Genomic DNA, 12810 nt, shown 5'->3' with positions numbered 1-12810 from the left:
TGGTTGTCTATCACCTAGAGATACAAATCCTTGGGATTTGTTACACTTTTAGAAAGAAAATGTTGCTATTTCTTATCCCAGGTGGTTTTGGAGATACTGAAAACATTAAATACGTCTTCGGTCTTTTTCTCGAAGGTCATACCATTTTTTAAAGCTACTTTTTCTGAACCTATATTTTCAATATGTACCACTGAAACCAAAGAATTGGCAAAATCGTTTTCAAACGCATAATTTTTGCATTTAAAAGCTGCTTCGAAAGCATAACCTTGATTCCAATATTTTGGAAGTATTGAATACCCAACTTCTAATCGTTCTTCATCATCTATAGTTTGCACCAGAAGACCACATTGACCTATAAATCGATTCGTTTTTTTATCGATAAGTACATTCATTCCTCCCAGGTTGTTAGCATATCGGTTCGTTGTTTTGTCGTACCAGGCTTTGCAGAGCCCTGACGCATTTAGACTTTGATCCAGGCCTAGAAATTTGGCAACGTTTTGTTCTTCGAAAAGCTCGGTCCATTCTTCAAAGTCTCTTTGTTCCAATTTTCTAAAGGTAAGTCTTTCGGTTTCTTCTCCGATAAGCATGTATTTCATTCAATAAGTATTTAATCTTTTGTTAGATTATAAGTACTACAAATCTAGGAGAAATTTTAAAACAAAGTTGTCTTTAGAATAAGAACTATAGAGCAACTTGCTTGTCTATTTTATTCTTTGAGTTTTTATTGCTAAATCTTTTTTTAAGAGAGTATATGACGTAACCAAAAACATAGAGTATTAGATATACAACCATAATTAATAACATAGTTACGAGGTAGTTATTTCCCAAAGATTCAATGATGCTTTCTGATTTTCCTATTCCTATTTCATTTTCGATCAAGTAGGATGTTGAGTAAATAGAAAAAATTATTCCAATAAGAATTATTTTAACATATATATTGTCTAAAAAGCGAAAATTGATTTTAGAAACTTTGGTTTTGGTTCTAGAAGTTTGGGTCACCTCTTTTTGATGATTTTTCATGGGTTAGATTGTATGTTTGAGGGTTGTTAAGAGTGTGATTAATACCAGTCATAGAACTTGAAGTTCTATAATTCTAATATCAAATCATACATGTTAATGTGCTATAGAGCACAAATAAAATACAATCATAACGATGTTTGTGGGGAAACGTTAAGAACCACGAATATAGCTATTATCTAAGAATTTTAACGTGTTTAAAGTAGGTTCTTAAATTAAATTTTGGTTAAATGATTATCTATATGTGTTACTCAGATTGGTGTTTTAGTGGAATTGTTTCCTGATCAGGTTTTGCATATTGAAAACGATCCAGTAAAACAGGCAATGCATACCCATCGAGTCCTATGCCTGCTACGGTTTTTGCTTTATCTAGCTGTATCCAGCCATCTGGATGCATTATACCTTTATCTAGATAAATATGTTGAATTGCCCCAATAACAAGAATGGTATCATTTTCTTTAATATGATATTCATTTACATATTTGCATCCTAACTTAATAGGACTATTTTGTACATAAGGGCTTTGAAAATCATCTAAATACTCTTCTTTAAGTTCCGTTTTATCAAACTCAGAAATATTTGCTTCATATTTCGCAGCAGTATGATGAGCATCCTTAATACTATCTTTATGCACCTGATTTACGGTGAAAAAACCTGTTTCTTTTAGGTTTTTATAAGTGTTACGCGGTACAGTGGTAGGGCGTAAAATAAAACCAAGCATCGGCGGGTTACTACCAATGTGAATGACCGAATTAAATATAGCTACATTAGTATTTTCATTGGCATCTTTGGTAGCGAGTAGATTACAAGATTTGTAACCGGTACAACTATTTATAAAATGTGCTTTAAACCGAGAAGGCATGTTAGAAATATCTTCTAGTGTGTAATGATTCATTATCTTTAACGGGTATTATAGTGAGTAAGCTTATTGTCAAAACTAATCAAACCAAATTATATAATGTCTAAAGAATTCAGTAAATATTTTGAGACGAACCGAGAAACCTGGAACAATAAAGTGGAGGTGCATGCAGCAAGTAGTTTTTACAATATGGAGGCTTTTAAAAAGGGAGAAACTTCGTTAAATGTTTATGAATTAGATGCTTTAGGTGATGTTTCAGGGAAGTCTCTTTTACATTTACAATGTCATTTTGGTCAAGATACGTTAAGCTGGAGTAGGATGGGAGCGCGTTGCACAGGTGTCGATATTTCAGAAAAAGCTATAGAAGTTGCACAACAACTTAACAGCGACTTAGATTTGGATACATCCTTTGTATGTTGTAATGTTCTGGACACATCCTCATTTGTAACAGAAAAGTATGATATTGTATTTACTAGTTACGGAGTTATAGGTTGGTTGCCAGATCTTAAACCTTGGGCCAAAATGATTGGTGAACGATTAAAACCAGGGGGTAGTTTCTATATCATAGAGTTTCATCCTATAGTATGGATGTTCGATTATCTGGAAAAAGAACCTAAAATAAAGTATGGTTATCATCAAAAAGAGGTCATATATGAAGAATATCAAGGTACTTATGCAGATACCAATGCTGATATAATAAGTAGGGAGTATGGTTGGAATCATGGATTAGGAGAAGTGATATCATCTCTTTCTGAAGCAGGACTCACTATAGAGTATTTAAAAGAGTTTGATGCATCACCATATGAAATATTTCCTGACCTCATAGAAAATAAAGATGGGATGTACGAGATGGAAAATAAGTTGTATCCTCTACTATTTGCAATTAAAGCTACTCTTTAACCAATAAGCCGTTTGAGCCACTTTAATTTTTTAGTGCTATACGGAGCATACTTAAGGTCTAGTTCGACCCAAAAAGGTTTTTGCAATACACTTTTATAGTGTGAAAATGTTTCAAAACCATATTTACCGTGGTAACTACCTATTCCACTGTCGCCAACCCCACCAAAGGGTAACGACTGTTCTGTAAAATGCATTACAGCATCGTTTACTGCTCCTCCTCCAAAAGAAATTTCATTCAATATTTTGTTTTTGGTAGCTTTACTTTTGGTGAATACATAACAGGATAGAGGTTTAGAGAACTGCCTTACTTTTTTAATAGCATCTTCAATGGTTTCAAAGGTAAGTATTGGTAAAATAGGACCAAAGATCTCGTCTTGCATTACCGCATCTGTAAATTCTACATCGTTAAGTACTGTAGGCGGGATAACTCGTTCTTCTTTATTACCCTTTTTACCAATGAATATTTTGTTCTGGTCGATCAAGCCATTAAGTCTGTCAAAATTCTTCTCATTAATGATTTGAGTATAATTGTCGTTATCTACGTGGTAATCTGCTTTTTCGATATATTTTTTAATACCTGCTAATAATTTATCTTTAATTGAGGACTCTACAAGAACATAATCTGGCGCAATACAAGTTTGCCCGGCATTCAGATATTTAGACCAAACCAATCTTTTGGCGGTCATATCAATATTCACGTCTTTTGTAATTATCGCAGGGCTTTTTCCTCCCAATTCAAGAGTTACAGGGGTAAGGTGTTTAGCAGCAGCTTGATACACTATTTTTCCAACAGGAACACTACCAGTAAAGAAAACTTTGTCAAATTTAATATTGAGAAGCTCTGTAGTTTCTTTTACACTTCCTTCTATGACCTTGAATACATTTGCATCAAAATTTTGATTGATTATTTGAGCCATAATTGCCGAGGTTCGGGAAGGCACTTCGCTCGGTTTTAGAATAACCGTGCACCCAGCAGCAATAGCAGCAATAGCTGGACAAAGTGATAATTGATAAGGGTAATTCCAAGCACCAATAACTAGCACTGTGCCATAGGGCTCAGGTATAATGTAACTTTTTCCTGGTAAATTTGTGATTCCCGTAGAAACTCTCTTCTTTTTAGCCCACTTTTTTATTTTTACCAGGGCAAGATCAATATCATGATAAATTAAAGATAATTCTGTAACGTAGGTCTCAAATTCAGATTTTTTAAAATCTTTATAGATAGCATCATAAAGTAACGATTCATTTTTTTTGAGTACACTTTTTAAGCGTTTTAACTCTTGAATCCTAAAGGAAATATCCTTAGTGGCGTTGCTATTAAAAAAACTACGTTGTTTATCTATAATTTCTTGATAACTCATATTTTAACTTCTTCGGGGGATTGAATTTGAATAGGTTGATTAATGGGTTGTTTATTGATTTTTTGTTGTTTTTTTTGCTCTTCTAACTCACGCTGCATTTGTTTTACAGTTAATGTACTTCCATCATGACTCCATCCCGGAGGGCCAAAAATGTACATAAATTTGTGATACCAATTTTTAGATTTTTTAGTGTCGTTCCAAATGTCTCTGTATTCATGAGTAAGGATAACCCAAGGGTTGTATGAATTAGGAGCATGAGTAACACCATACTGTACCTCGATATTTTCGTCTAATTCTTTCCAGGTACCAAATATTTTGTCAAATATATTAAGAAACCCTCCATGATTCTTATCCATATACTCCACGTTTTTGGCATGGTGCACCTGATGCATTGTATGTGTATTGAAAATCTTTTCGATGAATCCCATTTTTGGAATATAAACCGAGTGTAGTTGAAATTGCCATAGCGCTTCAATTCCTAGACAAACAATAACCATGTTTGGATCAAAACCAACAGCGGGGATCCACATGTAAAATAATGGTTTATATAATAGGGTAAACCAACCATTACGAACGGCAGTTCCTAAATTGAAATTATCGGAAGAGTGGTGTACTATATGAGCTGCCCATAGAGCTCTTACCATATGATTTTGTCTATGAAACCAATAATAGGTGAAGTCATCTGCCAATTGGCACAGCAACCAAACATACCATGCAAAACCAAAAGACTCCCACCCCATAATATTGGTACGTATACCATTTACTTCTGGGTTGAATAACTCATAAACAAAGTGAAAAAGAATAATTGAAAAAACGGTCTTAAGTAAAGGTCCAATAATCGCAGAACCTACGCCCATAAATAGGCTAGCCCCAAGATCTTTCCATTCATATAAGTTCTTATTTTTATGATCATGTGTTTTGCTATACGTAAGTTCGAGTAGTATAAGTGCTAGAAAACATGGGACACCATACTTTAGAGGTTCGATAAAATCCATTACTAATTTTTCAATTTTTTTAAGGGCAGAAGATAGTAAGATTTTTTAGTAAATCTTTAACGTTTGAAGTATAATTCTTGAAAATAATGGTTTTTAACGCTTGTTTAAAGAGAAATACTTCAGTTTGCTCAAAAAAGTCAGCTAAAAATTCATTTAGCAAATAATTGAGTTTGATCTTTAAATGACTTGAACTCTAGTGCATTTCCACAGGGGTCATAAAAAAACATAGTAGCTTGTTCTCCTATTTCTCCTTTAAATCTGATATAGGGTTCAATTACAAACTTTATTTTTTTGTCCTCTAGTGTTTTGGCTAGAAGATGCCATTGATCCCAGCCTAAAACAACTCCAAAATGTGGGACAGGCACATCTTTGCCATCTACAGAGTTGGTATGATCTTCCTCGGTATTTGATTTTGGTTTGTAGTGTATCACTAGCTGATGACCAAAAAAATTAAAGTCTACCCAGTGATCACTACTTCTTCCTTCATTTAATTCTAACACAGAATTATAAAAATGTCTTGCCTTCTGTAGATTATCTACAGGTATTGCGAGATGAAAAGGAGATATAGAATTACTCATGATATTAGATGTAAGTATGTTGGGTTTAAAAAAATTATACTTATAGATGTTAGTTGAAACTTCAAGATACGCTTTCTATGAGTTATCTAAGAAGTTTATCAAGAATTAACAGCTTTTTAGCGATTTCTATCCCTTCTTTTTCGATTGTTTCTGGTTGAAATTGTCTTTTTGGAGGAATATGAATTTCCTTTTACTTTTTTGGAAGTAGAACGGTGTGCCCTGGAGTTTTCTTTATCAATAACTGAAGCCTCTTCAGTCTTACTAGAGTCTGTTACATCTGTTTGAATTTCCTTTAATTCTTCTTGCGTTAAATATCTCCATTTTCCAACAGGAACGTCTAAAGAGACGTTCATAATTCGAATGCGTTTTAGTGTCACTACCTCGTAACCAAGATATTCACACATTCTTCGAATTTGACGATTTAATCCCTGAGTGAGAATAATTCTAAAGGTGAACTTGCTTATTTGTTCTACTTCACATTTTCGGGTTATTGTATCAAGAATTGGGATTCCATTTCCCATTCTTTTTATAAACTGTGAGTTAATAAGTTTGTTTACCGTAACGATATATTCTTTTTCATGATTGTTTCGAGCTCTTAAAATTTTGTTTACGATATCACCATCACTGGTCAAAAATATAAGTCCCTCACTGGGTTTGTCTAATCTACCAATAGGAAAAATACGTTTAGGGTAATTTATAAAATCAATAATGTTGTCCTTCTCGTTTTGTGCGGTGGTACAAACTATACCTACAGGTTTGTTAAACGCCAGATATACATGCTCATCTTTTGGTTTGTTTATGCGTTCGCCATCTACCTGAATAACATCTCCTGGAGCTACTTTGGTGCCCATTTCGGGGATTTTACCATTGATAGTAACCCTGCCTTGATCAATCAGCTTATCGGCTTCACGCCGCGAGCAATACCCTACTTCACTGAGATATTTATTAAGTCTTGTTAATTTAGAATTTTCCACACGCAAAAGTAATCATAATCTTGAATACGAAATGATAAATATAAAAGTACTGAATGAATATGTATCTTTTAAAACGACCACTATTCTTTTAAAAAATCAATAATCATTTGGTCGACCTCTTCATAGAATAAGGAATGTCCAAGATTCTCGGTAGGAATAAACTTTACATTTTTCCAGTTTTTACCAATAGCTTCAGCTTCAGAAAAAGGAGCGACATCGTCATATTTGTCGTGTATGAGTAGTCCTTTGTTAGAGATTTTTTTTGCAAATTTTGAAGCCGAAAATTCTTCAAAATTAAAGCCATATTTGTTTTTAAAAAATTGATCTAAGGCATTCATGAATTTAGGTGATAACTTCAATATACCCTGAAACTGCTTCATGATTCTGGAAAGATCTGAAGGAGGAGCCAAAATAACTAGTTTGTTTATTTCTTGATTTGGAAAAATGTATTGATGGTATATAGTGGTCATACCTCCAACAGAATGTCCTATTAAATGATCAGGACGGTATAGTTCTATAACTTTTTGAAGACATTTGGTGTAGAATGGGACACTTAAGATCTTACCAGAGGAATTACCATGAGCGGGAGCATCAAAAGCGATTACATTGTATCCTAAATCATGTAGTTTTTTAATTACTCTTTTCCATCGATGAGTGTTACTTTCCCAACCATGAATCATGATAATAGTTTCACCCATACTTGGCCATCTGTAAGTTTGAATATATATATCGTCTATAACGATAATTTCATCTTCGGCTTCTTCAAGAAAATCCTCCTGATCGGGTAAAACTTTACCTTTTCTTGGCGTGCAGAACAAAATATATGCTTTATAAACAGCTCTCTTCGGCGAAAATAAGAATAAGAGCTGAAGGTACTTTCCAATTAGAAAGGGTAGGTATTTTTTAAATTTTTCTCTCATTCATCTTCACGATGTACAGTTTCTATGCTAAATGCCGGAAGGCAAATAGCAAGATACTCACATTCTTCATCAAAAGGATTAGCATATTGAATTCTTGCATTCTTTTCAATTTTAATAGATTGTCCTGCACTTATAATTACCTTTTCTCCATCTATTGTGATTTCCTTTTTTCCTTTAATGACATACGTGTATTCTTCAAATTCGGGAGTTTGAAAAGGCTCACTCCAACCGGGTGGAGCTATCATGTGAGCAATACTTATTTTAGAGTTACCATCTGTAGCTCTACCGTAATATTCTTCAATCAATTTACCATCGTTTGTGGGAACAATAAACGGTTTGGTTTGAACCTTATATTTTTTATCCATACTAATGGTATTATTTAGTTTTCATTCCAGCTTATCCAAAAATGTTTAATTTTTGCTGAATCGGGAATTTTAGTAGCCTCAATTTTGATGTCAGTTGTATATTGAAACTCTCTGGGGAGTTGAGTTTTATCAATAGTAAAATATGCCTGAATGCTATCTACAAAGATGACTGCTGTACTCAAAGTATTATTAATCTTGGAAATCTTATAGTGGTCTTTAATGTCTTTAAAGACACTTCTCGAAGATAATCCAGAGGGAGTAGCATAACGAGAATCGATAACTTGAATATTTTGAATAGTTGAGGTAGGATCAGATTGTTTTTTGGCCTCAAGTACAAGTAATCTTGCCCCCTTTTTATCATAAATTTCGATCTCATTAGACTCGCTTACATACTGGTTTCCTATGGTTTTCTTAGCAATTGAGTCGTTAGCAAAGATAGAATCTAGCTGATTGACTTGAATTTCATTGGTCAAGTTCCCTATTCTGTTAAAAGTAATTTCAAAAGGGTTTTGTTTTTCTTCTTTTTGGCAACTAATGGCAATAATAGAAAAGATAATTATGCTGTAAATAAATCTATGTGTCATATTCTATAAGTTGATGATTTGTGTATAGATAAACGTAAATTATGCTTTCTGCTTATATATGATATTGAAAATTTAGGAAAATGCTCTGCAGAACTCTGCATATCTACTTTATTTTAATAATTTGTTTAAAACACCTAATGCTCCTCTAATAAAAGTGGCACTGGTAAGAACCTTGATTACTGCCTTTTCTGTTGTGCTGGTTCTTCGGCTTCTTGATCTCGAACTAGATGATTTTTTAAGCTTTTCCCGCTCCTTTTTGGCGGCTGCTTTTGCTTCTTCGGCTTCAGCCTTTTCAATTTTTTCATTCAAAAGTTCATAAGCACTTTCTCTATCGATTTCTTCGTTATATTTTTTGGCGAGATTTGATTTTTTTAAGAGGTCATCTAGTTCACCTGGAGACAATATATCCATACGACTCATAGGCGCTCTTAACATAGTTGCGGCAAGAGGAGTAGGTCGCCCTTTTTCATCAAGAGCTGATACCAGAGCCTCTCCAATCCCTAACGAAGTTAGTATTTCTTTGGTGTCGTAGAAATCTGAAATGGGATAATTCTCTGCAGTAAGCTTTATGGCTTTACGATCCTTTGCGGTAAATGCTCTTAAAGCATGTTGAACCTTTAAACCTAATTGTCCTAATACTCCATCGGGTACATCGGTCGGATTTTGGGTGACAAAATATAAACCAACTCCTTTTGAGCGGATTAATTTTACAATACTTTCAATTTGATCCATCAAAGCATTTGAAGCTTGTTTAAATATCAAGTGGGCTTCATCAAGAAAAATTACCAATTCGGGTCTGCCACTATCTCCTTGTTCTGGAAAAGTACCATAAATTTCTGCCAAAAGACTCAACATAAAGGTAGAGAAAAGTTTTGGTCTGTCTTGTATATCTGTTAGTCGTATAATATTAATAATACCACGACCATTTTCATCAATTCGACATAAATCTTGAACATCAAAAGATTTTTCACCAAAGAACAAATCTGCGCCTTGTTGTTCCAACTCGACTATTTTTCGCAAAATTGAACCTGTAGAAGCCGTTGAGATTCTTCCGTAATCTTTTTCAAGTTCTTCTTTACCTTCTCGGGTAGCATACTGTAATACCTTTTTAAGGTCTTTTAAATCTAAAAGAGGTAGTTTATTATCATCACAATATTTAAAAATGATAGAAATTATCCCGGCTTGTGTTTCGGTAACGTCCAAAATTCTTGATAATAGTACGGGACCAAACTCACTTACAGTGGCTCTTAGTCTTACCCCATCTTGCTCAGATAAGGAAAGAATCTCGACAGGAAAGTTTTTAGCTTCAAATGGTATCCCTATTTTTTCATGTCGTTCATCAATTTTTGGATGCCCGGGACTAGCTGCAGCAATACCACTTAAATCTCCTTTTATATCCATCAAGAGTACCGGTATTCCCTTTTCACTCAAGTTTTCTGCCAATACTTGTAGTGTTTTAGTTTTTCCTGTTCCGGTAGCTCCTGCAATTAATCCGTGACGATTTAGAGTCTTTAAAGGAACTTTTACATGAGCATTGGTTATGGTTTCACCTTTATACATGGCTGCCCCCATGGTGAGGAAATCTCCTTTAGTGGTGTAGCCTTTGTTTATATGATCAAGAAATGCCTGGTTATCACTCATAATAGATGTAATTTTTTGATAAAAATATAAATCTTAACTTTTCTATCGAAATTATAGGTTACTTTTAATGTAAGTTAAGATATAATGTAATTTAAATATGAACAAAACAATATACTTCGTTTGTCTTTTACTTTTATGTTTTGGATGCAACAGTTCCTCGGTTAATACTCCGGATGAAATAGTTTTTCATAAAACTCATGAACCTAAAAAAATGAACGCACCCTTTTCTGATGCTGTACAAGTTGGGAATTTATTCTTTTTGTCGGGCCAGGTGGGTATGGATCATGCTACGAGAACACTTGTAGAAGGAGGTATTAAAGCTGAAACAAAACAAACTCTTGAAAATATAAAAGCCGTTTTGCAACATCATAATATGGAAATGAAAGATGTTGTGAAGTGCACGGTTATTCTGGCAGATATTGAAGACTTTTCATTATTTAATGAAGTGTATAAAACGTACTTCCCACAGAAACCTGCTAGAACTACTTTTGCAGCCAAAGGGCTTGCTGTTGGAGCTAAAATAGAAATAGAATGTGTTGCTGTTAAAAATTAAAAGGAATACTCATTGCTATTAAACTTTTGTAGTTCACATTTTTGAATTCGTAGGTGAATATTAATTACCTTTGCACTCTTATGCAAAAAAGTATTCAGGAATTAGTTGATCAAGGAAAAATGCTTCCGTTAATGGAAGAGTTTTATACGATTCAAGGAGAAGGGTATCACAAGGGTACTGCAGCCTATTTTGTGCGCATTGGAGGATGTGATGTAGGATGTCATTGGTGTGATGTAAAGGAAAGTTGGAATGCAGAGCTTCACCCGCCTACAGATACAGATAAGATAATAGAAAAGGCAGTACAATATAGCAATGTAGTGGTTGTGACAGGGGGAGAACCCTTAACTTGGGATATGTCTTCTTTGACCAAAGGATTAAAGGATAAAGGAGCCAAAACGCATATAGAAACATCTGGGGCCTATCCGCTTACTGGAGAATGGGACTGGATTTGTCTTTCTCCAAAAAAAGTAAAACTTCCCGTTGAAGATATCTATGATCATGCAAATGAGCTTAAATGTATCATTTATAATAAGAATGATTTTAAATTCGCAGAGGAACAGGCTTCAAAAGTTTCTAAGGATTGTATTTTGTATTTACAACCAGAATGGAGCGTTCGGGAAAAAGTAATACCTCTTATTGTAGAATACGTGATGCAAAACCCTAAATGGAAGGTATCTCTTCAAACTCATAAATATCTAAATATTCCATAGAAAAAACTTTCTGCTTTTACGGTTTTCTCTTTTTTAAAGGAAATTACAAGTATTTGGTAAATAGGTGATTACGGTTAATCCGTAGTTTTAAGGGAAATTTCCCCTGAGTTAAATATCAGATCGAAGGAAAACACTTAGATTTTCTCCATTTTTTTAACACTTTTTGTGTAGTTTGTCGGTATTTTACCTTTATGTAACGAATATTTAATTTTTGGTTAATCTTTAACTTGACATGAGTCTTGATGGTTGTTACTTTTATATAAGTAATTTTAAATCAATGGGCTATGAAACAATTCTACACAATTTTTGAATCAAATTTTAAATCGGTGATGAGCTTTATTAGCGAATTACCAGGAGCATCTTGGTATGCAATGCGAAGGTAGCATGAACATATGAATGATTTCATATGTTCTGGTATACAAGCATAAGCCAGTATGTTAATAGCGAAAAAGGTTGTTTTACTAAACAACCTTTTTTTGTAAGAAAAAACTTCAATTTACAGTAGGTTTTTTATTATACTATTCATGTGGTCGCTAAAATTTGTGATTGGTCAAAAAAAGCAAATTTATGAACTTTAGATTTTACTATCTGCTTCATTTTGAGTATATTTAATACCAATTAATGTTTAATTGATTTCACACATGAATAAATTTTTTAAAGCAATAGGGCTAGGTTTTAAATCTTTTATTGGATTTATAAAAGACCTTCCCGGAGCATCTGGGAGTGCAATGCGCGGATAACACGTTTTTGTGCTTAGATGTGACTTAAAGTATTAATTTTTTATCACAACGTATATTGAAAGAGACTATCCCCAAATGGTATGGTCTCTTTTTTTATACTATTAAAGAGAAAAGATCTTTTTTTTTGTCAATTGTCGGGTAGACTGTTGAAAAAAATAATGTTTTATGAGCTCAAACATAATTTAAAGTAATGTAAAAAGGCGGGAAAAAGGGGAAAAAACCCCTAAAAACGATTTTTTAAACGTAGGTAATTTCTTCAGAAATTAACATTGAATATGTTGTTTTGTGTTAGACATCGTCAACAATTTAAGTTATGTCTAAAATTTAATTTGACTACTGTTAATTTTTTTACCCCTCAGTATATGGGTAGTATCTTTGTTTAACAAATTACAAATCAAAGGATTATGAAGTTATTTTACGGTATTTTGGTAATAGATTTGAAAGCTTTAAAGTCTTTTTTGAAGCAATTGCCTTCGGCTTGCAGTAATGCAATTCATAGATAGTATATTTCCTTTTATGCGTTGAGAAAGGAAAAGTTAGTTAGTTGAAGTTAGTATTATTATATATTAGGGATTTGGGGAAATAACCCCATTTTCCTAGTAAAAAACAACAA

At 33.5% G+C, this 12810-nt stretch carries 13 protein-coding genes; 3 read left to right on the top strand and 10 right to left on the bottom strand.

Going from position 1 to position 12810, the window contains the following annotated elements; translation table 11 throughout:
- Positions 1–65 precede the first annotated feature (65 nt).
- Entirely contained in the window at positions 66–596 is a 531-nt protein-coding gene (locus M0D21_RS20245) for a GNAT family N-acetyltransferase (protein WP_248332890.1), read from the bottom strand.
- Between the two features lie 668 nt (positions 597–1264).
- On the bottom strand, positions 1265–1912 hold the full coding sequence (locus M0D21_RS20240; protein WP_248332888.1) for a flavin reductase family protein: 648 nt from the start codon (positions 1910–1912) through the stop codon (positions 1265–1267).
- Between the two features lie 63 nt (positions 1913–1975).
- On the opposite strand from M0D21_RS20240, the gene M0D21_RS20235 reads away from it, so the two are divergent.
- Positions 1976–2776, top strand: coding sequence for a class I SAM-dependent methyltransferase (locus M0D21_RS20235; protein WP_248332886.1), 801 nt, complete (start codon positions 1976–1978; stop codon positions 2774–2776).
- Here the strand turns inward: M0D21_RS20235 and M0D21_RS20230 are convergent.
- From M0D21_RS20230 to M0D21_RS20195, 8 genes are all read right to left on the bottom strand, one after another.
- Complete coding sequence (locus M0D21_RS20230; RefSeq protein ID WP_248332884.1) at positions 2773–4137, bottom strand: aldehyde dehydrogenase; 1365 nt, start codon at positions 4135–4137, stop codon at positions 2773–2775. The genes M0D21_RS20235 and M0D21_RS20230 overlap by 4 nt on opposite strands.
- Positions 4134–5132: a sterol desaturase family protein gene (locus M0D21_RS20225; RefSeq protein ID WP_248332882.1), complete on the bottom strand. Its 999-nt coding sequence runs from the start codon at positions 5130–5132 to the stop codon at positions 4134–4136. Before M0D21_RS20225 ends, M0D21_RS20230 begins: the two co-directional genes overlap by 4 nt.
- 149 nt (positions 5133–5281) lie before the next feature.
- Positions 5282–5710 carry a VOC family protein gene (locus M0D21_RS20220; RefSeq protein ID WP_248332880.1) on the bottom strand — a complete coding sequence of 143 codons (429 nt, stop codon included), beginning with the start codon at positions 5708–5710 and terminating at the stop codon, positions 5282–5284.
- A gap of 116 nt (positions 5711–5826) precedes the next feature.
- Positions 5827–6684, bottom strand: a complete 858-nt coding sequence (gene rluF / locus M0D21_RS20215; RefSeq protein WP_248332878.1) for a 23S rRNA pseudouridine(2604) synthase RluF — start codon at positions 6682–6684, stop codon at positions 5827–5829.
- 80 nt (positions 6685–6764) lie between these two features.
- Positions 6765–7604, bottom strand: a complete 840-nt coding sequence (locus M0D21_RS20210; protein ID WP_248332877.1) for an alpha/beta fold hydrolase — start codon at positions 7602–7604, stop codon at positions 6765–6767.
- Entirely contained in the window at positions 7601–7969 is a 369-nt protein-coding gene (locus M0D21_RS20205; protein ID WP_248332875.1) for a cupin domain-containing protein, read from the bottom strand. Before M0D21_RS20205 ends, M0D21_RS20210 begins: the two co-directional genes overlap by 4 nt.
- 14 nt (positions 7970–7983) lie before the next feature.
- Positions 7984–8553, bottom strand: a complete 570-nt coding sequence (locus M0D21_RS20200; RefSeq protein WP_248332872.1) for a hypothetical protein — start codon at positions 8551–8553, stop codon at positions 7984–7986.
- Between the two features lie 108 nt (positions 8554–8661).
- A complete protein-coding gene (locus M0D21_RS20195) occupies positions 8662–10194 on the bottom strand; it encodes a helicase HerA-like domain-containing protein (protein WP_248332870.1) in 1533 nt (510 codons plus the stop codon).
- 211 nt (positions 10195–10405) lie between these two features.
- On the opposite strand from M0D21_RS20195, the gene M0D21_RS20190 reads away from it, so the two are divergent.
- Positions 10406–10747 (top strand): RidA family protein, encoded by a 342-nt coding sequence (locus M0D21_RS20190; protein ID WP_317250763.1) that lies wholly within the window; start codon positions 10406–10408, stop codon positions 10745–10747.
- An 80-nt stretch (positions 10748–10827) separates the two neighbouring features.
- The gene (locus tag M0D21_RS20185) at positions 10828–11457 is read left to right on the top strand and encodes a 7-carboxy-7-deazaguanine synthase QueE (RefSeq protein WP_248332866.1); all 630 of its coding nucleotides are present in this window, start codon (positions 10828–10830) and stop codon (positions 11455–11457) included.
- Positions 11458–12810: the final 1353 nt, after the last annotated feature.

This window comes from Aquimarina acroporae (assembly GCF_023195925.1).
Classification (GTDB): Bacteria; Bacteroidota; Bacteroidia; order Flavobacteriales; family Flavobacteriaceae; genus Aquimarina; species Aquimarina acroporae.
The sequence above is the reverse complement of the archived record's forward strand: the minus strand, read 5'-3'. Positions and strand labels throughout refer to the sequence as shown.

What these genes read in the sequence shown, in the direction of transcription:
- M0D21_RS20200 (WP_248332872.1), bottom strand. Translation starts at nt 8,553, where the DNA reads ATGACACATAGATTTATTTACAGCATAATTATCTTTTCTATTATTGCC.
- M0D21_RS20240 (WP_248332888.1), bottom strand. Translation starts at nt 1,912, where the DNA reads ATGAATCATTACACACTAGAAGATATTTCTAACATGCCTTCTCGGTTT.
- M0D21_RS20235 (WP_248332886.1), top strand. Translation starts at nt 1,976, where the DNA reads ATGTCTAAAGAATTCAGTAAATATTTTGAGACGAACCGAGAAACCTGG.
- M0D21_RS20195 (WP_248332870.1), bottom strand. Translation starts at nt 10,194, where the DNA reads ATGAGTGATAACCAGGCATTTCTTGATCATATAAACAAAGGCTACACC.
- M0D21_RS20220 (WP_248332880.1), bottom strand. Translation starts at nt 5,710, where the DNA reads ATGAGTAATTCTATATCTCCTTTTCATCTCGCAATACCTGTAGATAAT.
- M0D21_RS20185 (WP_248332866.1), top strand. Translation starts at nt 10,828, where the DNA reads ATGCAAAAAAGTATTCAGGAATTAGTTGATCAAGGAAAAATGCTTCCG.
- M0D21_RS20245 (WP_248332890.1), bottom strand. Translation starts at nt 596, where the DNA reads ATGAAATACATGCTTATCGGAGAAGAAACCGAAAGACTTACCTTTAGA.
- M0D21_RS20225 (WP_248332882.1), bottom strand. Translation starts at nt 5,132, where the DNA reads ATGGATTTTATCGAACCTCTAAAGTATGGTGTCCCATGTTTTCTAGCA.
- M0D21_RS20230 (WP_248332884.1), bottom strand. Translation starts at nt 4,137, where the DNA reads ATGAGTTATCAAGAAATTATAGATAAACAACGTAGTTTTTTTAATAGC.
- M0D21_RS20205 (WP_248332875.1), bottom strand. Translation starts at nt 7,969, where the DNA reads ATGGATAAAAAATATAAGGTTCAAACCAAACCGTTTATTGTTCCCACA.
- M0D21_RS20210 (WP_248332877.1), bottom strand. Translation starts at nt 7,604, where the DNA reads ATGAGAGAAAAATTTAAAAAATACCTACCCTTTCTAATTGGAAAGTAC.
- M0D21_RS20190 (WP_317250763.1), top strand. Translation starts at nt 10,406, where the DNA reads ATGAACGCACCCTTTTCTGATGCTGTACAAGTTGGGAATTTATTCTTT.